The sequence below is a fragment of the Streptomyces sp. WAC04114 genome (assembly GCF_019733245.1).
GTDB classification, from domain to species: Bacteria; Actinomycetota; Actinomycetes; order Streptomycetales; family Streptomycetaceae; genus Streptomyces; species Streptomyces massasporeus_A.
The window spans coordinates 1-19,796 of the sequence record NZ_JAIGQA010000090.1 but is presented as its reverse complement, the minus strand read 5'-3'; the positions used below and the strand labels follow the sequence as shown (position 1 = coordinate 19,796).

Below are 19,796 nucleotides of genomic sequence, written 5' to 3'. Positions count from 1 at the left end.
TCATTCTCCCGCTCCGCCGTGCAGGCTCTGCACCGGGTGGGCGGTGAGCTCCTCCACAGCGCCCGTGTCGCCGTGGACCTGGTCCACGGCCGCGTAGGCGCTGGCGATGCAGGCCGGGATGCCGACGCCGTCGTACGGGGCGCCGCAGACGGCGAGGCCGGGGAGCCGGGCGATGTGCTCGCGGATGCGGGCCACGCGCGTGTGGTGGCCGACGGGGTACTGGGGCAGGCCGCCGTCCCAGCGGGTGACGCGGGTCGCGACGGGCGTGGCGGCCAGGCCGGTGGCCGCCTTCAGGTCGTGCCGGGAGACCTCGACCAGCTCGCTGTCGTCGCGCTGGAGGATCTCCGTCTCGCCGTACCGTCCGACGGAGGTGCGCAGGACTACGAGGTCTGGGTTCTCCTCGGCGATCCAGCCCCATTTCTGTGAGGCGAACGTGGACGCCTTGATGGTGCGTCCGTCGACCGGCGGCACGAGGAAGCCGCTGCCGTCGGGCAGGGCCGTCTCGGAGCGGCGGTAGGCGAGGGTGACCAGGGCCATGGAGGCGTACTCGACGGCGTCGAGCTCGGCGGCGGCCCCGGGGGTCTCGGTGCGCAGCAGCCGGGCGGCGACCGGGGCGGGGGCGGCGACGACTACGGCGTCCGCGCGCCACGCGCGCTCGCCGGAGCCGACCTGCCAGCCGCCCTCGGGCGTGCGGCGCAGCTCCGTGACCGGCGTGCGGGTGAGGATCTCGCCCCCGCGTGCCCGGACCGAGTCGGCCACCGCGAGGGGCAGGGTGCCGATGCCGCCCCGGATGCCCATGAACACCGGGCCGGTCTGCCGGGCTCCGGCCGCCTGGGCCTGGAGCTCGCGGACCCCTTCCGTCAGGGAGGTGTGCGTCCGGGCCACCTGGAAGAGCTGCGGGACGGCCGAGCGCATGGAGATGCGGTACGCGTCGCCCGCGTACACCCCGCCCAGCATGGGCTCCAGCAGGCGGTCGACGACCTCGCGGCCGAGACGCTCCGCCACGTACTCCCCCACCGCCACGTCATCGCCGATCTCGGTGCGGGGCAGCTCGGCGTCCCGCTCGATGCGGGCGAGGCCCTCCTCGGAGAGAACACCGGCCAGGGCGGACGCGGTGCCGGGCACGCCCATCACATGCCCCTTGGGGAAGGGGCGCAGGGCGCCGCGGGTCCAGAGCGAGGCCGTGGCGGTCGCGGGGGGCTGCAGGCGGTCGGCGAGGCCCACCGCGCGCGCCAGCGCCACCGCCTCGGGACGGCGGGCGAGCATCGACTCCGCGCCGAGGTCCACGCGGGCGCCCTCGACCTCCCCGGGCAGCAGCTTGCCGCCGACCCGGTCGGAGGCCTCCAGCACGGTCACCCGCGCCCCGCGCTCCAGCAGCCGGTGTGCGGCGGCCAGCCCCGCGATGCCCGCCCCGATGACGACGACCTGCCCTTGAACTTCGCGCATGCCCCCAGCCTCTCAGACCCCACCGACGGCGCCGCCGCGCCCCGGTGTCCGGCACGAGTCCCGACCGTGACCGCATCGGGACCGTCCCGGACCAAACGATCGGCGCCGTCCGGGCGTCGAAGAAGCGTCAGCAGAATCGACCCCGGGGGATGCCCGCATGCGCACACGACGATCCGTACGACGCCCCGCCCCGGCCCCGGCCGCCCTCCTGCTGGCCGCCGCCCTCGCGCTCACGGGGTGCAGCGCCGGCGACGACGCCTCGGGCGGCAGCAACTCCGCCGCCGACCGCGGGGCGGACCACAAGGGCGTCTCGGGCGAGGCCGCCCCCGGCGGCACCGGCAGCGGCGCCAAGGCCACGGCGCCGCCGAAGCTCGCCGCGACCCACATCATCCGCACGGCCTCCCTGACCGTGCGGGTCAAGGACGTCCCGAAGGCCCTGGACCAGGCCCGCACCGGCGTGCAGAACGCGGGCGGCTACGTCGGCGACGAGACCACCACCCGGGACGCCGAGGGCCATGAGCGCACCCGGGTCGTGCTGCGCGTGCCCGTCGAGAAGTACGACGAGGTCCTCGCGGAACTGGAGGGCTCCGGCAAGCTCCTCGACCGCAGCGCGAAGGCCGAGGACGTCACCGACCAGGTCGTGGACGTGGAGAGCCGGATCACCACGCAGCGCGCCAGCGTGGCCCGGATCCGCGAGCTGATGGACCGCGCCACCAAGCTCAGCGACGTGGTGACCCTGGAGGGCGAGCTGAGCACCCGCCAGGCCGACCTGGAGTCGCTGCTGGCCCGGCAGAAGTCCCTGAAGGACCGCACCAGTCTGGCCACCATCACCCTGTCGCTGTCCGAGACCCCGGTGAAGGAGCAGGCCGAGGACGACGACCCGGGCTTCGTGGACGCGCTCGCGGGCGGCTGGAGCGCCTTCCTGACGATGCTGCGCTGGCTCGCCGTCGCCTTCGGCGCCATCCTGCCGTTCGCGGCGGTGGCCGCGCTGATCGTCCTGCTGTGGCTGCGCGTCGTACGCCCCCGCCTGCCGCGCCGCCCCGCGCCCACGGCGACCGCGCTCGGCCCGCTGCCGCAGGCCCGCCCCGCCCCGGAGGCCGCGCAGCCGCCGGCCCCGGGTGAGCGGGACTGAAATGCCCTGCTCCCGTAGCGTGTTCGCATGAACATGAGCCGTACACGGGAGCGACTGGTCGTCATCGGCGCCGACGCCGCGGGCATGTCCGCGGCGTCGCAGGCCCGCCGTCTGAAGGGCCCCGACGAGCTGGAGATCGTGGCGTTCGAACGGGGCCACTTCACGTCGTACTCGGCATGCGGCATCCCCTACTGGGTCGGCGGCGACGTCACCGAACGGGACCGGCTCATCGCCCGCACTCCCGAGGAGCACCGTGCCCGGGACATCGACCTGCGGCTGCGCACCGAGGTCACGGAACTCGACCCCGACGGGCAGCGGGTCCGCACGCATGACCTGGAGACCGGCGAGGAGTCCTGGACGTCGTACGACCGACTCGTGATCGCGACCGGCGCCCGGCCGATCCGGCCGGACATGCCCGGGGTCGACGCGGCCGGGGTGCACGGCGTGCAGACGCTGGACGACGGGCAGGCGCTCCTCGACACGCTGGAGGGCACGCGGGGCCGCCGCGCGGTGGTCGTCGGGGCGGGTTACATCGGCGTGGAGATGGCCGAGGCGCTGATCAAGCGCGGCTACGAGGTGACGGTCGTCAACCGGGGCAGTGAGCCCATGTCTGCCCTCGACCCCGACATGGGCTGCCTGGTGCACGACGCCATGGAGGGCCTGGGCATCACGATGGTGAACGACGCCGAGGTCACGAAGATCCTCACGGGCGAGGACGGCCGTGTGAGGGCGGTGGTCACCGAGGACCGCGAGTTCCCCGCGGACGTCGTCGTGCTCGGCATCGGCGTGCGCCCCGAGACGGCCCTGGCGAAGGCCGCCGGTCTCCCCCTCGGCCCGCACGGCGGCATCCTCACCGACCGCTCGATGCGGGTGCGCGGCCACGAGAACATCTGGTCAGGCGGCGACTGCGTCGAAGTCCTCGACCTGGTCTCGGGCCAGGAGCGGCACATCCCGCTCGGCACCCACGCCAACAAGCACGGCCAGGTCATCGGCACCAACGTCGCCGGCGGCTACGCGACCTTCCCGGGCGTGGTCGGCACGGCGGTCAGCAAGGTCTGCGACCTGGAGATCGCACGCACGGGCCTGCGGGAGAAGGACGCCCACCGGGTGGGCCTGCGCTTCGAGGCGGTCACCATCGAGTCGACCAGCCGCGCGGGCTACTACCCGAACGCCTCCCCCATGACGGTCAAGATGCTCGCCGAGCACGGCACGGGCCGCCTCCTCGGCGTCCAGATCGTCGGCCGGGAGGGCGCGGGCAAGCGCGTCGACGTCGCGGCCGTCGCCCTCACCGCCAACATGACGGTGGAACAGATGACGGCCCTGGACCTCGGCTACGCCCCACCGTTCTCCCCGGTCTGGGACCCGATCCTGGTAGCGGCCCGCAAGGCGGCGGCGAGAGTCCGCGGTTCCATGTGAGAGGCGGCGGATCCATGCCCTCAGGGGCGCGGGGCTGTATCGATGTGCGGCTCCGCCGCGTGGGCGCGAGCGGCCACGACGGACGGCACCCGGCAGCGCCCCCGCACCCTCGACGGCGAAGCCCCTACGCCGTCCCCGCCGTACCGTTGATCCGATCGATCGCCTGCCGCGCCTGCTCCGCCGGCGGCCGCGACGGCAACGACGACACCGACGCCGGCGCGGCCGTCACCGCCGGCGGCTGCTCCCCCGCCGGCTTCGCGTGCGAAGCCACCCGGGTCGACCGCAAGCGGTGGTTCACCGCCTCCTCCAGCGTCACGGGCCGCCGCAACTGCGTGGCCAGCCGCCCCGCCTCCTGGCCCAGGCGGGCCACGTCCTCCCAGGGCAGCCGCACCACCAGCGTCAGCTCCGCCTCGCCGTCGGGCAGTGCGTGCATCGCGGGAGTAACTCGGTCGTTCATCGCCTGTTCCTCACGTCGGCCCCGCGACCCGCCTTCCCCGCGCCGCGGGCGGTTGCCGACACATACGCACGCGCGTACGGCCGCGTTCAACGAACCGGCCGATCGGACCCCGCGTCAGCGCGCGGTCTGCGTGTGCACGTGCTCGACCAGCCGCGTCAGCGCGTCGGGGTCCGTGGACGGCATCACACCGTGGCCGAGGTTGAAGATGTGGCCTTCGAGGTCCTTCGCCGAGTCCAGGACCTCGAGGGTCTTGGCCTCGACGGCCTCCGTCGAGGCGAACAGCACGGTCGGGTCGAGGTTGCCCTGGAGCGCCTTGCCGGGGCCGACCCGGCGGGCGGCCTCGTCCATCGGGACGCGCCAGTCGACGCCGACGACGTCCGCGCCGGCCTCGCCCATGAGGCCCAGCAGCTCGCCGGTGCCGACACCGAAGTGGATGCGCGGCACGCCGTACCCGGCCACGGCATCGAAGACCTTCGCCGACGCGGGCAGCACCGAGCGCCGGTAGTCGACGGGGGCCAGCGCACCCGCCCAGGAGTCGAACAGCTGGACCGCCGAGGCACCCGCCTCGATCTGCACCTTCAGGAACGCGGCGGTGATGTCCGCGAGCCGGTCGAGCAGGTCGGCCCACAGCTCGGGGTCGCCGTACATCATGGCCTTGGCGTTCTCGTACGTGCGGGACGGGCCGCCCTCGACCAGGTAGCTGGCGAGGGTGAAGGGCGCGCCGGCGAAGCCGATGAGGGGCGTGGCGCCGAGCTCGCGGGTGAGCAGGCCGATGGCCTCGGTGACGTAGGAGACGTCCTCGGGCGTGAGGTCGCGCAGCTGGGCGAGGTCCTCGCGGGTACGGATCGGGCGCTCGACGACCGGGCCGACGCCGGGCTTGATGTCGAGGTCGATGCCGATGGCCTTGAGCGGGACGACGATGTCGCTGAAGTAGATCGCCGCGTCCACGCCGTGCCGGCGCACCGGCTGGAGCGTGATCTCGGTGACCAGTTCCGGTCGCATGCAGGACTCGAGCATCGGGATGCCCTCGCGCACCTTGCGGTACTCCGGCAGTGAGCGCCCGGCCTGCCGCATGAACCACACCGGCGTGTGCGGCACGGGCTCGCGCCGGCAGGCCTTGAGGAAGGCGGAGTCGTGCGGGGCGGACGGCTGCTGGACCCGGGGGGCGTCGTTGGCACTCACGGGCCAAGTTTCGCACGCCGTCGGACGGCACTATTCAGCCCCTGTACAGGTGCGGGGTGTCTAGCCCGGCACCCGGGCTCCGGTCCCCGTAATCTTCCCGCATGGCTGCGGCTCAGGGACGACTGTCGGACGGCGCTGGCGGAATGGACGAAGCGAAGGATACCGAGAACGACCGGCGGGAGGCGGACTCCGCCCCGCCGCCCTTCCGGGCCGCTGTCGACGCGCTCAAGGCGGCGCGGCTGCGGCCCCAGATCGAGGTCGAGCCGACGCCCCCGCCGAGGCGGCTGGCTCCTCACAGCTACGCGCTGGAGGCCGCGGTCGTCGACGGCGACCAGGACCTGGCCGACGGCCGGCTGGTGCTGCTGCACGACCCGGCCGGGCACGACGCCTGGCGGGGCACCTTCCGGCTGGTGACACTGGTGCGCGCGGAGCTGGAGCCGGAGATGGCGGCGGACCCGCTGCTGCCGGAGGTGTGCTGGTCCTGGCTGACCGGTGCGCTCCAGGCGCGCGGGCTGACGTACGGGGAGCCGAGCGGCACCGTCACGCGCGCGAGCTCGCACTACTTCGGCGGGCTGTCCGCGCGCCCGGCTGCCTCGCAGATCGAGATCCGTGCGTCGTGGACGCCGCGCGAGGGTCTGGGCGGAGCTCCGGACACGGCCGCGCATCTGGCCGCCTGGTGCGATCTGCTGGCCCAGATCGCGGGGCTGCCCCCGGCCGTCCCCGGGGACGCGTCCGTCGTGACCCTCCCCCAGCGGCGAGGGCCGCAGTCCCGCTGATCGCACCCCCCGATCGCACCCCCTGATCGCCTCGTTGAAACGACATCTGAACGACCTCTGATCGACCCCCGACCGCCCCGCACTGATCGACCTTGTGCGGGGCGGTCAACCATGTCCGGTCGACGATCACACCTGAGTACCCCTCTTGGCCGAATCACTTTGTCGATACGGCCACTTTCGACCGCGTACCGACGCAGACCGAAACCGTCCGGCCTTCGAATGATCGACCGCGTGTCCGAATTGCACGGATTGTTATCACCGAATCGTGATCATTCTCTAAAGGCGGACGGGTTCGGTGCCGAAGACGACTGTGACCTTGAAAGCACGGTTCGTCCCGGCTTCACCCCCGCGAGCCGGCCCCGTCCCGCACCCCAGGAGGCCTGGTGTCCGTTCTCCTCGAGCAGCCCGCAAGCCTGGTCGCCTACCGCCCGAACAAGCCGACCGCCATGGTGGTCGTGGCCGACCCGCGCGTCCGCTCCACCGTCACCCGCCACCTGTGGGCGCTCGGTGTGCGCGACGTCATCGAGGCCTCGTCCATCGCGGAGGCTCGTCCCCGCATCGGCAACCCCCGCGACATCTGTGTCGCCGACGTCCACCTGCCGGACGGCTCCGGCCTCACCCTGCTGTCGGAGACCCGCGCCGCGGGCTGGCCCAACGGGCTCGCCCTCTCCGCCGCCGACGACATCGGCGCCGTGCGCAACGCACTCGCCGGCGGAGTGAAGGGTTACGTCGTCACCGGCACGCGTACCAACGTCGGGCTCCCCACCCGGCCGGGCGCCGCCCCCATCGGCGCCGCCGCCGCGCGACTGCACCGCCGCCCCCCGGGTGCCCCGAGCCACCCGGGCGGCTACCGCGAACTGTCCGGCCGCGAGGTCGAGGTGCTGCGGCTGGTCGCGGAAGGCCAGTCGAACAAGGCGATCGGCGTCTCGATGGGCCTGTCCGCCCTCACCGTCAAGAGCCACCTCGCCCGCATCGCCCGCAAGCTCGGCACGGGCGACCGTGCCGGCATGGTCGCGGTGGCGCTGCGGACCGGGATCATCCACTGACCCGGCCCGCCGTGACCCGCCGTGATCATTCATTCACGTGAACGGGGTCGGCCGTCGGCCCCGTTCACGTCACTCACGGTTCGTGAACCCGCCGCTTCCCCGACATGACTGGTTTGCGACCCTCGAGCGCCCGCCGACGGAACGTTCCGTCGGCGGGCGCTGTCCATACATGGATACCCTTGACAGGTGACCGACGCCCACGACACCGCAGCAGACAGCTCACTGCGCACCACCGGAGGCGCCCCTCCGGACGACGGCGGATCTTCTGCTACGGAGGCGCCGATCCCCCTGCTGGAGCCGCGTGAGGGCATTCCGCCCGTCATCGCGGACGAGACCGCCCTGGCCCGGGTGATCGCCGCCTTCGAGGCGGGGTCCGGGCCCGTCGCCGTCGACGCCGAGCGCGCGTCCGGCTACCGCTACGGGCAGCGCGCCTACCTCGTGCAGCTGCGCCGCGAGGGCGCCGGAACGGCCCTCATCGACCCCGTGGCCTGCCCCGACCTGTCCGCCCTCGGCGACGCCCTGTCCGGCGTCGAGTGGGTGCTGCACGCCGCCACCCAGGACCTGCCGTGCCTGCGCGAGATAGGTATGATGCCGACGCGGCTGTTCGACACGGAGCTGGCCGGGCGGCTCGCCGGGTTCCCCCGGGTCGGCCTCGGCGCGATGGTCGAGAGTGTGCTGGGTTTCGTCCTGGAGAAGGGGCACTCCGCCGTCGACTGGTCGACCCGGCCGCTGCCAGAGCCCTGGCTGCGCTACGCGGCGCTGGACGTCGAGCTGCTCGTCGACCTGCGCGACGCGCTGGAGAAGGAGCTGGACCGGCAGGGCAAGCTGGACTGGGCCCGCCAGGAGTTCGACGCGATCGCCTCGGCTCCGCCGCCCGAGCCCCGCAAGGACCCGTGGCGGCGTACGTCCGGCATGCACAAGGTGCGCCGGCGGCGGCAGCTGGCCGTCGTACGGGAGCTGTGGCAGACCCGGGACCGGATCGCGCAGCGCCGGGACGTGTCGCCGGGCAAGGTGCTCGGGGACGCCGCCATCGTGGAAGCCGCACTGGCGCTTCCGGCCAATGTGCACGCGCTGGCCGCGCTGAACGGTTTCGGCCACCGCGTGGGCAAACGGCAGCTGGAGCAGTGGCAGGCGGCGGTGGACCGGGCGAAGGGGCTGAGCGAGGCGCAGCTGCCGCAGCCCGGGCAGCCGGTGACCGGGCCTCCGCCGCCGCGCGCCTGGGCCGACAAGGACCCCGTCGCCGCGGCGCGGCTGTCCGCGGCCCGGGCCGGGGTGTCGGCGCTGGCCGAGCGGCTGAACATGCCGCAGGAGAATCTGATCACGCCGGACACCGTGCGGCGGGTGTGCTGGGAGCCGCCGGCGGTCGTCGACGCCGAGTCCGTGGCGGCTGCGCTGACAGGTCATGGCGCGCGTCAGTGGCAGGTCGAGCAGGTGACACCGGTGCTGGTGGAGGCACTGTCCGCGAAGGACGCCTGAGAACGGGAGACGCCTGGGGTCCACTGCGCCGCCTCGGTAGGGGCCGTACGAGCGTGCGGGCCGTATTGGGCTGCTCGCGCAGTTCCCCGCGTCCCTGAAAGGCAGGGCGCTGCCCTCACGGCGATGTGACCTTCGCCGCTCCGCCTGTCAGGGGTGTGCAGCTACGTTACCCACAAGTAGCATGGGCCTGAGCGCGCGCTCAGCGCATCGCAGCAGCAATGCAGATCCTGACCCTGGAGGAGAGCCATCGTGCCTCGTACCGTCAGGGACGTCGTCTTCGTCGACGGCGTCCGCACCCCGTTCGGCAAGGCGGGCCCGAAGGGCATCTACCACGAGACCCGTGCCGACGACCTCGTCGTGAAGGCGATCCGGGAGCTGCTGCGCCGCAACCCCGGACTCGACCCGAAGAAGATCGACGAGGTCGCCATCGCCGCGACCACGCAGATCGGTGACCAGGGCCTGACCATCGGCCGCACCGCCGGGATCCTCGCGGGTCTGCCGCAGTCCGTGCCGGGCTACTCCATCGACCGCATGTGCGCCGGCGCCCTGACCGCCGTCACCTCGGTCGCCGGATCCGTCGCCTTCGGCGCCTACGACATCGCCATCGCGGGCGGTGTCGAGCACATGGGCCGCCACCCCATGGGCGAGGGCGTGGACCCGAACCCCCGGTTCGTCTCCGAGAAGCTGGTCGACGAGTCGGCCCTGTTCATGGGCATGACCGCGGAGAACCTGCACGACCGCTACCCGCAGATCACCAAGCAGCGCGCCGACGAGTACGCCGTGCGCTCCCAGGAGAAGGCCGCCAAGGCGTACGCCAACGGCAAGATCCAGGCCGACCTGGTGCCGGTCTCGGTCCGCCGCACCTCCCCCGAGGCCGGTGAGACGGGCTGGGGCCTGGTCACCGCCGACGAGCCGATGCGCCCGGGCACGACCCTGGAGAACCTCTCGGGTCTGAAGACCCCGTTCCGTGTGCACGGCCGGGTCACCGCCGGTAACGCGGCCGGTCTGAACGACGGCGCCACCGCCTCGCTCATCGCCTCCGAGGACTTCGCGCGCGAGCACGACCTCCCCGTGAAGATGCGCCTGGTCTCCTACTCGTTCGCGGGCGTGGAGCCGGAGGTCATGGGCTACGGCCCGATCCCGGCCACGGAGAAGGCGCTGGCCCAGGCGGGCCTGTCGATCTCCGACATCGGCCTGTTCGAGATCAACGAGGCCTTCGCCGTCCAGGTCCTGGCCTTCCTGGACCACTACGGCATCGCCGACGACGACGAGCGCGTCAACCAGTACGGCGGCGCCATCGCCTTCGGCCACCCGCTGGCCTCCTCCGGCGTCCGTCTGATGACGCAGCTGGCCCGCCAGTTCGAGGAGCAGCCGCACGTCCGCTACGGCCTGACCACCATGTGCGTCGGCTTCGGCATGGGCGCGACGGTCATCTGGGAGAACCCGCACTTCGAGGGGGACAAGTGAGCACCACCGCCGAGCTTCTCAAGCAGGCTTCCGAGCTGTTCCCGGACGAGGTCGTCACGAGTGCGCACGTACGCCACTTCGACCTCCCCCTCGATGCCGGGCGCTTCGCCCTGATCACCCTGGACAACGGCCACGACCACACCAAGCCGACCACCTTCGGCCCGGCCTCGCTGGCGAACCTCAACGCCGCGATCGACCAGGTCGAGAAGGAGGCGGCGGACGGCGAGATCGTCGGCGTCGGCCTCACCGGCAAGCCGTTCATCTTCGCGGTCGGCGCCGACCTCAAGGGCGTGGAGATCCTCAAGGAGTACGAGCACGCCCTCGCCATCGGCAAGGGCGGCCACGAGGTCTTCAAGCGGCTGTCGAAGCTGGCCGTGCCGACCTTCGCGTACTACAACGGTGCCGCGATGGGCGGCGGTGTCGAGGTCGGTCTGCACTGCACCTACCGCACCGTCTCCGCGGCCGTGCCGGCGTTCTCGCTGCCCGAGGTCTTCCTCGGTCTGGTCCCGGGCTGGGGCGGCTGCGCCCTGCTGCCGAACCTGATCGGCCCCGAGAAGGCCGTCTCGGTGATCATCGAGAACAGCCTCAACCAGAACAAGCAGCTCAAGGGCAAGCAGGTCTTCGAGCTCGGGATCGCCGACGCGATCTTCGAGGGCGCGGACTTCCTGGAGCAGTCGCTGATCTGGACCGCGGCCGTCCTCAAAGGCGAGCTGGAGATCGAGCGCCCGGTCATCGACCGCGGCGAGGCCTGGGACCAGGCCGTCGCCAAGGGCCGCTTCATCGCGGACTCCAAGGTGCACGGCGCCGCCCCGGCCGCCTACCGCGCCCTGGACATCATCGCCGCCGCCAAGAACGGCGACCTGCAGCAGGGCTACGACGCCGAGGACAAGGCCCTCGCCGACCTCATCATGGGCGGTGAACTGCGCTCCGGCATCTACGCGTTCAACCTGGTGCAGAAGCGCGGCAAGCGCCCGGCCGGCGCCCCGGACAAGAGCCTGGCCCGCCCGGTCACCAAGGTCGGTGTCGTCGGCGCCGGTCTGATGGCCAGCCAGCTCGCGCTGCTGTTCCTGCGCCGCCTGGAGGTGCCGGTCGTGCTGACCGACATCGACCAGGAGCGCGTCGACAAGGGTGTGGGCTACGTCCACGCCGAGATCGACAAGCTGCTCGGCAAGGGCCGTATCAACCAGGACAAGGCCAACCGCCTCAAGGCGCTGGTGTCCGGTGTGCTGGACAAGGCCGAGGGCTTCGCGGACGCGGACTTCGTCATCGAGGCCGTGTTCGAGGAGATCGGCGTCAAGCAGCAGGTGTTCGCGGAGGTCGAGGCCGTCGCCCCGGCGCACGCCATCTTCGCCACCAACACCTCCTCGCTGTCGGTCTCCGAGATGGCGTCGAAGCTCAAGAACCCCGAGCGGGTCGTGGGCTTCCACTTCTTCAACCCGGTCGCGGTCCTCCCGCTGCTGGAGATCGTGCGCGGCGAGAAGACCGACGACGCCTCGCTGGCCACGGCCTTCGCCGTCGCCAAGAAGCTGAAGAAGACCGCGGTCCTCACCAAGGACGCCCCGGCGTTCGTCGTGAACCGCATCCTCACCCGCTTCATGGGCGAGATCCAGAACGTCATCGACGAGGGCACCCCGGTCGAGGTCGCCGAGAAGGCCGTCGAGCCGCTCGGTCTGCCGATGTCCCCGCTGGTGCTGCTGGAGCTGGTCGGCCCGGCGATCGGTCTGCACGTCTCGGAGACCCTCAACCGGGCCTTCCCGGACCGCTTCACGGTCTCCCCGAACCTCGCGGCCGTCGTCAAGGCGGGCAAGCGCGGCTTCTACGTCTACGACTCCGGCAAGCCGGAACTGGACCCCGAGGTCGCCGCGCTGCTGAAGCAGGGCGACACCGTCCTGACGGAGGAGCAGGTCCGCGACCGCGTGCTCGACGCGGTGGCGCAGGAGATCGGCATCATGCTCGACGAGGGCGTCGTCGCCGAGGCGCAGGACATCGACCTCTGCCTCATCACGGGCGCCGGCTGGCCCTTCCACCTGGGCGGCATCACGCCGTACCTGGACCGCGAGGGTGTCTCCGAGCGCGTGAACGGCAAGCGGTTCCTCGCGCAGGGCGTCGCGAGCGTCCCGGCGTAACGCGTAACCCCTGAGGGGGGTGGGGCGTACGGTAACAATCCGTGCACCCGCCCCCCTTTCCGCATGCCGCCACAGATAAGATCCTCACACAATCCGACCATTGTTTACCTGACTCTGACGGTCTCCACCCCAGACCGCCGGGTGTCCTCGAAGGAGTCCTGCGTGGCGTCCCCTCGTCGCCGAACACCCCGACGCCGGGTCTGGCCCAAGATCAGGCTCCTGCTCCTCGTGGCGGTGGTCGCCGCGGGCGGCACGGCGCTGTATCCCGTGTGGAAGGCGGCGAACCCGGATCCGCCCGAGCTGAAGATCCGCTACCGGACCGACACCCCGGCGACGGCGACCGCGGCCAAGCCGTCGTTCGAAATCTTCAACGACACGGACAAGGCAGTGCCGTTGAGCGATGTGACGCTCCGGTACTGGTTCACCGCCGACAACGGCGCCTCGTACGCCTTCAACTGCGTCAACGTCGTCTTCGGCTGCTCGAACGTGGCCGGGCGGATCGTCGCGATGGACAAGGCCACCGACACCGCCGACCACTATCTGGAGGTCCGGTTCACGGCCGCCGCGGGCAGCCTGAAGCCCGGCGCCAACAGCAAGGGCATCGACCTCCAGCTGTTCCGCACCGACCACAAGAAGCTGAAGCAGTCCGACGACCGCTCCTTCGACGCGGAGATGACCAGCTACAAGGAGGCGGAGAAGGTCACCGCCTACAAGCGGGGCGTCCTCGCCTGGGGTGAGGAGCCGGACGGCACCAAGGCGAGCGACGACAAGAAGGCCGCGGCGAAGGCTGCGGCGCCCTCCCCCGTCCCGGCCCCTCCGGCCGGGGTGCTGTTCGACGACTTCAACTACCAGGGCCCCAAGGACCCGGCCCTGTTCAAGCACGGCTGGCTGGTCCGCACCAGCAAGGGCGGCCCGGGCGTCGAGAGCACCTGGTCCGCGAGCGGCGTCAGCTTCCCCACCGCCGAGGGCTCCCACGCCGACGGCCAGGTGCTCAACCTGCGGGCGAGCACGGACGGCACCAAGGCCGGGACGAAGCAGGCGAGCCTCGGCACCGCCGCGAGCAAGTTCCGCGACGGCACCTACGCCGCCCGGATCCACTTCAGCGACGAGCCGACCACCGGGGACTCCGGCGACCACGTCAACCAGACCTTCTACACCATCGGCGGCAAGGGCTCGAAGTACAGCGAGCTGGACAACGAGTACATGCCGAACGGCGGCTGGGGCCGGCCCGGCCCCAAGCTCGACACCGTGACCTGGTTCGACCACAAGACGAACGACCGGGTCTACGAGACCACCAACAAGAGCCTCGACACCTGGCACACCGTGCTGATCCGGGTGAAGGACGGCGTCGTGGCCTACTGGCTCGACGGCAAGAAGCTCTTCCTCAGCAACGGCAAGTACGCCCCGCGCGCGGACATGTCCGTGAACTTCAACCACTGGTTCATCGATCTGCCGTTCAAGGGCGAACGCGCCTGGGACATGAAGGTGGACTGGCTCTACTACAACGCGAACGACACCCTCTCGGCGAAACAGGTGCAGTCCGCTGTCGACGGCTTCACCGACGAGGGCATGAACTACTTCGACACGGTTCGGGAGTCCCGGTGAGGAAAAGGCGGTCCGGCGCCCACAGGCACGCTGCGGAGGCAACGGAGGACAAGCCGGTGGTGAGCAGGCGCTCCGCGCTGCTGATGGGCGGTACGGGAGGCGTCGCCATGGCCGGCGGCGGTGCGTGGCTGGGCAAGGTGGTGGCGCAGCCCGCGGCCGCCCCGGCCGCCGCGGGTGGCATCGGAGGCCTCACCACGCCTCCCCTCTACGCCCCCTCCGGCCGCCGCCCCAAGTACCGCCGGGCCACGTGGTCCCAGCAGTTCCAGTCCGGCCACGGCTGGACGCCCGGCGGCGCCGGTACCACGTCGGCGGAGGCGAACGACAAGTCGGTCTTCGTGCGTGGCACCCAGTCGGTCCGGGTGACCACCAACGGCAGCGGCAAGCAGTCCTACGTCCGCAAGACCGGCATGACCGCGATGAGCATGACCGGCAAGATGATCCGGCTGGTCTTCCGCGTCGACGACGTGACGAACCTGTCCAAGCTCGTCTTCTACCTGGGCAGCGGTTCCCTCGCGAACCACTTCGCCTGGACGCACCACGTCCACTCCAAGACGTCCGCGAACTATGTGCAGTCCGGGGAGTGGGTGACCGTCCACCTCCAGTGGGCGGACGTGGGCGCGGCGGCCGGCACGTACTCCATCGGCGCCGACGGCAAGCCGTCCACGAAGACCGGCTTCACCGACATGTCGTTCGCCGTGTACGACAACGCGGGCGGTCCGGTGACCTACCGGCTGCAGGCCGTCGAGCTGATACCGGACACCGTCTCGGTCTTCCCCAAGGGCGTCGTCTCCATCACCTTCGACGACTCCCACAAGTCCGTCCACGACCTGGCCCGGCCGGTCATGGACCGTTTCGGCTTCCCCGGCACGGTCTACAACATCGCCGACGCCATCGGTACGGGCAACTTCCTGACGCTCGACCAGATGCGGTCGATGCAGGACTTCTCCGGCTGGGAGATGGGGGGCCACTCGTACGCGAACGCCGTCCACACGGCCAGCTACCCCAAGCTCACCGCCGAGCAGGCCGACGACGACTTCCGCAAGCTGCGCGAGTGGCTGGTGTCCAACGGCTTCACCAGCGAGCACTTCGCCTATCCGCACGGCGCGTTCCAGAAGACCTCCGACGGGGTCCCGGTCGACCAGATCGCGAGCCGGCACTTCACCACGGCCCGGTCGATCATCTCCGAGACGATCGAGTCGTTCGCGCCGGCGATGCCGTACCGCCTCAAGGCGCTGACGGGCATCAACGACGGCACGGGGATCGGCGGCACGGCCCTGTCGAAGCTGACGGGCGCGGGCGGCCGGCTCGACCGGTGCGTGGGCAGCGGCGACTGGCTGATCCTCTGCCTGCACAAGGTCACCGAAGGCGCCCCGGCCACGAGCACCGAGATCGGCAAGGCGGGTCTGGAGACGCTGATGAAGGCGATCGACGACCGTGACATCCCGGTGCTGACGGTCGAGGAGGCCATGGCCTCCTACACCTGAGGCCCGGGCGTCCGGCCCGGACGCACAAGAGAGGGGCGGCCCCCCGGCCGCCCCTCTCTTCGTTCTCCTGCGGCTCTACCAGCCGCCCTGCCCGTAGCCCGGGCCCTGCCCCTGTCCCTGCTGCCACGACGGGTCCTGGGGCGGATATCCGCCCTGCTGCGGGCCGTTGCCCTGGCCCGGGTACTGCTGCTGGTACGGGTCGGGGTGCCCGGGGTGCCCGCCCTGCCAGTGCGGCTGCCCGGCCGGTGCCGGCGCCCCCCAGCTGACCCGCTGCTGCGGAACGGCGGCATGCTGCTCCTCGTCGTAGCCGGGGATCGGCTGCGGCTGGGAGGGGATGCCGCCCGTCGGGCGGGGCCGGGTGCGCAGCGCCACGCCTTCCAGACGCATCAACTGGAGCGTCTCGGTGACCTTCTTGTCGGAGTACGGGTCCTCTTCCTCGAAGATCTCCGTCACATCGCTCTCGTGGTCCCCGGCCACGGACACCTCGACACCGCCCTGGCGAGTGCCCCAACTGCCCTTGTGGAGGGTGAACAGGGCGTAGAACCGCAGCGGGGTCAGCAGCGTCAGCTGGATCACGCCGTAGATCGGCGCGAGCAGGAACATGCCGAAGCGCTTGATGAAGCCCATGCCGCGCCGCGGGAAGTCCAGGTAGCGCACATTGCGCAGGTAGCCCATCAGCACCATGAAGACCAGGTAGTCGCCGATGTGGTTGACGAACTGCTGGGGCTTCATGATGGGCAGGATGACCATCGAATAGAACATCGCCGAGCCGAAGACCAGCCACAGGGCGAGTTCCATGCAGGTCAGCCAGAAGGCCGGCCGGTACTTCTTCTGGTGGCGGAACGCCCAGAGCGACTCGCGGAAGAAGGACTTGTTCCAGCGCACCTGCTGGCGCAGGAAGTGCGGCAGCTTCTCGGGGACGGCCGTGTAGCCGACGGCGGTCTCCTGGAAGACGACCTGGCCCTCCATCAGGCAGTAGTTGGTCATGCGGCGGTCGTCACCGAAGACGGCCGGCTTGCCCAGGAACTGCTGGTTGAGGAAGTCCGGCAGGTACTTGCGCACCAGCGTGCCGCGGTACGCGGAGAGCGCGCCGCAGCAGCACAGCACCGACTTCAGCCGCGAGTAGGCGGCCCGCTCGAACAGGAACGAGTTGCCGTAGCGCAGGTCCTGGAGGCGGGTGAAGATGTTGCTGTCGTGGTTGAGCGCCAGCACCATGCCGGTGGAGGCCATGATCTTCTCGTCGGCCAGCGGCAGCAGCAGCTCGCGCACGGTGTCCCGGGACAGCACGGTGTCCGAGTCGACGCACAGGAAGATGTCGGAGTACGGCGCCGCCTCGAAGCCCAGCGCCAGCGCCTCGCGCTTGCCCTTGTTCTCGGGCTGGACGCTGACGGTGTACTTGACGCCCTTCGCCTCGAACTCCCGGCGCATCTTCTTCGCGGCCCTGATGCCGGAGTCGTTGGCGCTGGCGTCGTCGATGATGTGGATCTCGTTCGGCAGGCGGCTCTGCGCGAGAAGGCTGCGCATGCCCTGCTCGAACATCACCGGGTCCTCGTTGTAGATCGGGATGACCGCGGTGACCCAGGCATTCTCCAGGTACTCCAGCTCCTCCCGCCCGGCCTTGGCGGGACGGTAGAAGAGGGCGCCGAACATCTTCAGGGCGAGCAGGCCCATGGCACCCATGGAGTACAGGTGCAGGGAGCCGGCGTCGAGCCGGGTGGCGATCAGCGCGGCGAGACCCAGGAAGACGAAGTACGAAACCTTCAGGTGCCGCCGCTTGCGGTGGGCCCGACGGCCACCGGAGTCGACGGCTCCCGGTATGTACGTATCGTCGGCAGTCACAGCTTGACCACCCGCGGGTGGTCGGCGGATTTGCCCCGGGTGTCGAAGAGCGCCCGGGCACGGTCGGCCAGCTCGTCGAGGTCTATCTCGCGGTGCGGCTGGAGCAGGATCGTCAGGTCGGCGGCCTCGGCGGCAGCGAGGTAGTCCTCGGCCCGCTCGACGGGCGCACCGGCGACGCGCCAGTCCTCGACCCGCGGGTCGAAGTAGGCGAGCTCGGCACCGCGGGCGAGGAGGTTCTCCGCGACGGCCAGGGCCGGGCTCTCGCGCTGGTCGGAGATGTCCGGCTTGTAGGTCACGCCGAGCAGCAGGACCCGGGAGCCGCGCACGGCCTTGCCCTGGTCGTTGAGCAGATCGGCGGCCCGGTTCACCACGTGCACGGGCATGCGCTGGTTGATCTCCTGCGCCAGCTCCACGAACCGGAACGGGATGCCCAGCGAACGCACCTTGTACGAGAGGTAGTTGGGGTCGATCGGGATGCAGTGCCCGCCGACGCCCGGGCCGGGGTAGAACGGCGCGAACCCGAACGGCTTCGTGGAAGCACACCGGATGGCGTCCCACAGATCGACGCCGATCTCGCGGCAGAACATCGACATCTCGTTGACGAGCGCGATGTTGACGTGCCGGTACGTGTTCTCCAGCAGCTTGGCCATCTCGGCCTCGCGGGTGCCCTTGGCCTCGACGACCCGGTTCACGAACCGCTCGTAGAGGGCGCGGGCGGCCTTGGTGCAGTCGGCCGTGATGCCGCCGACGACCTTGGGGGTGTTCTCCAGGCCGAAGGAGGGGTTGCCCGGGTCGATGCGCTCGGGCGAGAAGGCGAGGTGGAAATCGACGCCGACGCGCAGGCCCCCGGCCTCCAGACGCGGCCGGACGACCTCGTCGGTCGTACCCGGGTACGTCGTCGACTCCAGGACCACGAGCGTGCCGGCGGTGAGGTGCGCGGCGATGTCATCGACGGCGGCGTGCACCGCGCCGAGGTCCGGGGCGCCGTGCTCGGTGAGCGGCGTGGGCACGCACACCACGACCGCTGCGGCGTCGGCGATCACGTCGGCCCGGTCGACGGCCTCGAAGCCCTGCTCGCGCATGGCGCGCACCTCGGCGTCGGAGATGTCGTCGACATGCGAACGGCCGGCGTTCAGTCCCTCGACCACCCGTCGGCTGCGGTCGAGACCGACCACCTTCAGGCCCGCGGCCGCGGCGGACCTGGCCAACGGCAGCCCCACGTAACCGAGTCCGACAACGACAAGATCCACCGTGGAGGATCTGCTCACGAATTCATCCCCAACCCCGTTGCCACGGCGTCGGCCAGACGCAGCAGCAACCGGCCCCCCGAGCAAAATCGAACAAGTCCGAGGAGGTTAACAAGACCTTCACTTTATGACCATGTTCACCCAAGGTGCGCCTTGTCACGTACACATCTGTACAACCCTTGACACATCTCATGTGTCTGGTGCGTCAAGAGCCTCAAGATGAAGGGATCAGTTCCGCTTCTTGAAGGCGGTCAGATCTCCCGCCATGCCTCCAGCGCGAGCCCGGGCTCGTCCTTGCGGCGGGTGAGCCGTACGGTCCCGGTCGACGGCGAGAGGGAGGCGGCGACGACCTCGTCGTGCTCGTCGAGCGCCACCGACACCACGGCGTCGGCGGGCAGCGGGGGCCCGGACTCGGTCCACCAGGCACCGGCCGGCTCCTGCTCGGTCGGATACGCGGCGAAGGCGACCCTGCCGCTCGCCGAGCGCTGCGCGAGCACGGTGCAGTCGTGCCCCTCGATGACACACCGCACGGCGGAGACCGGCCCCGGCCCGGCCGCCGCCAGCAGGGTCACCGGCTTCTCACCGGGACGCCAGGCGCACAGGTCTCCGGACAGGTTCGTGAAGAAGAGGGTGGTGCGCTCGGCGGACGTGGCGAGCGCGCGCAGAGTCCCCGGACGGACGGGCGCGTCCACGCCCTCGGCTTGCACCGGCTTCTTCCCGTCCCCCTCCTGCCGCCAGCGCAGGATCCCGCCGGGCACGCAGGCGTACGCCTCCACGAGCCCGGACTCCCCGGCCACGGCGGTCAACTCCCCCTCGACGTCATGCCCTCCGAGGTCCAGCCAGCCGCCCCAGCCGCCCTTGACCTTCTGGTTGCGCAGGCTCACCCCGCCGCCCTTGTTCCGGACGAAGACGTAGCCGCGCCCCGCGCCGTCGACGGCGACCGCCGGTGGGCCCGTCCGGTCGCCCTTCTGGTCCGGGTGCCCGATGGGGACCCAGTCCAGGGGCGCGAGCCCGGGGCGGAAGTGCGTGGTGTGCACGAGCCCCGACTCCCCCGGCACGGTGGGCCGCCAGGCGGCCAGGTGCGCGTACCCGTCGGT

The 19,796-nt window shown here is 71.1% G+C and carries 15 protein-coding genes; 9 read left to right on the top strand and 6 right to left on the bottom strand.

The features are described from left to right. The gene (gene hemG / locus K4G64_RS22525; RefSeq protein ID WP_221757830.1) at window positions 1-1,446 is read right to left on the bottom strand and encodes a protoporphyrinogen oxidase; all 1,446 of its coding nucleotides are present in this window, start codon (window positions 1,444-1,446) and stop codon (window positions 1-3) included. A gap of 157 nt (window positions 1,447-1,603) precedes the next feature. Here hemG and K4G64_RS22520 point away from each other — a divergent pair, with 157 nt between their 5' ends. Next, the gene (locus tag K4G64_RS22520) at window positions 1,604-2,578 is read left to right on the top strand and encodes a DUF4349 domain-containing protein (RefSeq protein ID WP_221757829.1); all 975 of its coding nucleotides are present in this window, start codon (window positions 1,604-1,606) and stop codon (window positions 2,576-2,578) included. Window positions 2,579-2,605: 27 nt separating this feature from the next. Further along, entirely contained in the window at window positions 2,606-3,994 is a 1,389-nt protein-coding gene (locus K4G64_RS22515; RefSeq protein WP_221757828.1) for an FAD-dependent oxidoreductase, read from the top strand. A gap of 124 nt (window positions 3,995-4,118) precedes the next feature. Here K4G64_RS22515 and K4G64_RS22510 read toward each other — a convergent pair whose 3' ends face one another. Next, a complete protein-coding gene (locus tag K4G64_RS22510) occupies window positions 4,119-4,451 on the bottom strand; it encodes a hypothetical protein (RefSeq protein ID WP_221757827.1) in 333 nt (110 codons plus the stop codon). A gap of 114 nt (window positions 4,452-4,565) precedes the next feature. Then, window positions 4,566-5,633: a uroporphyrinogen decarboxylase gene (hemE, locus tag K4G64_RS22505; RefSeq protein WP_221757826.1), complete on the bottom strand. Its 1,068-nt coding sequence runs from the start codon at window positions 5,631-5,633 to the stop codon at window positions 4,566-4,568. Window positions 5,634-5,734: 101 nt separating this feature from the next. Between hemE and K4G64_RS22500 the strand changes: the two genes are divergently transcribed. From K4G64_RS22500 to K4G64_RS22470, 7 genes are all read left to right on the top strand, one after another. After that, on the top strand, window positions 5,735-6,409 hold the full coding sequence (locus K4G64_RS22500) for a DUF3000 domain-containing protein (RefSeq protein ID WP_190903112.1): 675 nt from the start codon (window positions 5,735-5,737) through the stop codon (window positions 6,407-6,409). Between the two features lie 383 nt (window positions 6,410-6,792). Further along, entirely contained in the window at window positions 6,793-7,455 is a 663-nt protein-coding gene (locus K4G64_RS22495) for a response regulator transcription factor (RefSeq protein WP_003993737.1), read from the top strand. 186 nt (window positions 7,456-7,641) lie between these two features. Further along, window positions 7,642-8,931: a ribonuclease D gene (locus tag K4G64_RS22490; protein ID WP_221757825.1), complete on the top strand. Its 1,290-nt coding sequence runs from the start codon at window positions 7,642-7,644 to the stop codon at window positions 8,929-8,931. A 249-nt stretch (window positions 8,932-9,180) separates the two neighbouring features. Next, on the top strand, window positions 9,181-10,398 hold the full coding sequence (locus tag K4G64_RS22485; RefSeq protein WP_030838745.1) for an acetyl-CoA C-acyltransferase: 1,218 nt from the start codon (window positions 9,181-9,183) through the stop codon (window positions 10,396-10,398). Next, on the top strand, window positions 10,395-12,524 hold the full coding sequence (locus K4G64_RS22480; RefSeq protein WP_221757824.1) for a 3-hydroxyacyl-CoA dehydrogenase NAD-binding domain-containing protein: 2,130 nt from the start codon (window positions 10,395-10,397) through the stop codon (window positions 12,522-12,524). Before K4G64_RS22485 ends, K4G64_RS22480 begins: the two co-directional genes overlap by 4 nt. A gap of 162 nt (window positions 12,525-12,686) precedes the next feature. Beyond that, entirely contained in the window at window positions 12,687-14,129 is a 1,443-nt protein-coding gene (locus tag K4G64_RS22475; protein ID WP_221757823.1) for a cellulose binding domain-containing protein, read from the top strand. A gap of 59 nt (window positions 14,130-14,188) precedes the next feature. Continuing rightward, the gene (locus tag K4G64_RS22470; protein WP_308122461.1) at window positions 14,189-15,613 is read left to right on the top strand and encodes a polysaccharide deacetylase family protein; all 1,425 of its coding nucleotides are present in this window, start codon (window positions 14,189-14,191) and stop codon (window positions 15,611-15,613) included. 75 nt (window positions 15,614-15,688) lie between these two features. Here the strand turns inward: K4G64_RS22470 and K4G64_RS22465 are convergent, their stop codons facing one another. From K4G64_RS22465 to K4G64_RS22455, 3 genes are all read right to left on the bottom strand, one after another. Further along, on the bottom strand, window positions 15,689-17,452 hold the full coding sequence (locus tag K4G64_RS22465) for a glycosyltransferase (protein ID WP_221757821.1): 1,764 nt from the start codon (window positions 17,450-17,452) through the stop codon (window positions 15,689-15,691). Next, window positions 17,449-18,720, bottom strand: a complete 1,272-nt coding sequence (locus K4G64_RS22460; protein ID WP_221757820.1) for a nucleotide sugar dehydrogenase — start codon at window positions 18,718-18,720, stop codon at window positions 17,449-17,451. Before K4G64_RS22460 ends, K4G64_RS22465 begins: the two co-directional genes overlap by 4 nt. A gap of 230 nt (window positions 18,721-18,950) precedes the next feature. Further along, window positions 18,951-19,796, bottom strand: an 846-nt coding sequence (locus K4G64_RS22455; protein ID WP_221757819.1) for a hypothetical protein, incomplete at its 5' end; no start/stop codon positions are given.

Coding starts and splice junctions, on each gene's coding strand:
- K4G64_RS22500 (WP_190903112.1), top strand. CDS start 5,735: ATGGCTGCGGCTCAGGGACGACTGTCGGACGGCGCTGGCGGAATGGAC.
- K4G64_RS22515 (WP_221757828.1), top strand. CDS start 2,606: ATGAACATGAGCCGTACACGGGAGCGACTGGTCGTCATCGGCGCCGAC.
- hemG (WP_221757830.1), bottom strand. CDS start 1,446: ATGCGCGAAGTTCAAGGGCAGGTCGTCGTCATCGGGGCGGGCATCGCG.
- K4G64_RS22510 (WP_221757827.1), bottom strand. CDS start 4,451: ATGAACGACCGAGTTACTCCCGCGATGCACGCACTGCCCGACGGCGAG.
- K4G64_RS22520 (WP_221757829.1), top strand. CDS start 1,604: ATGCGCACACGACGATCCGTACGACGCCCCGCCCCGGCCCCGGCCGCC.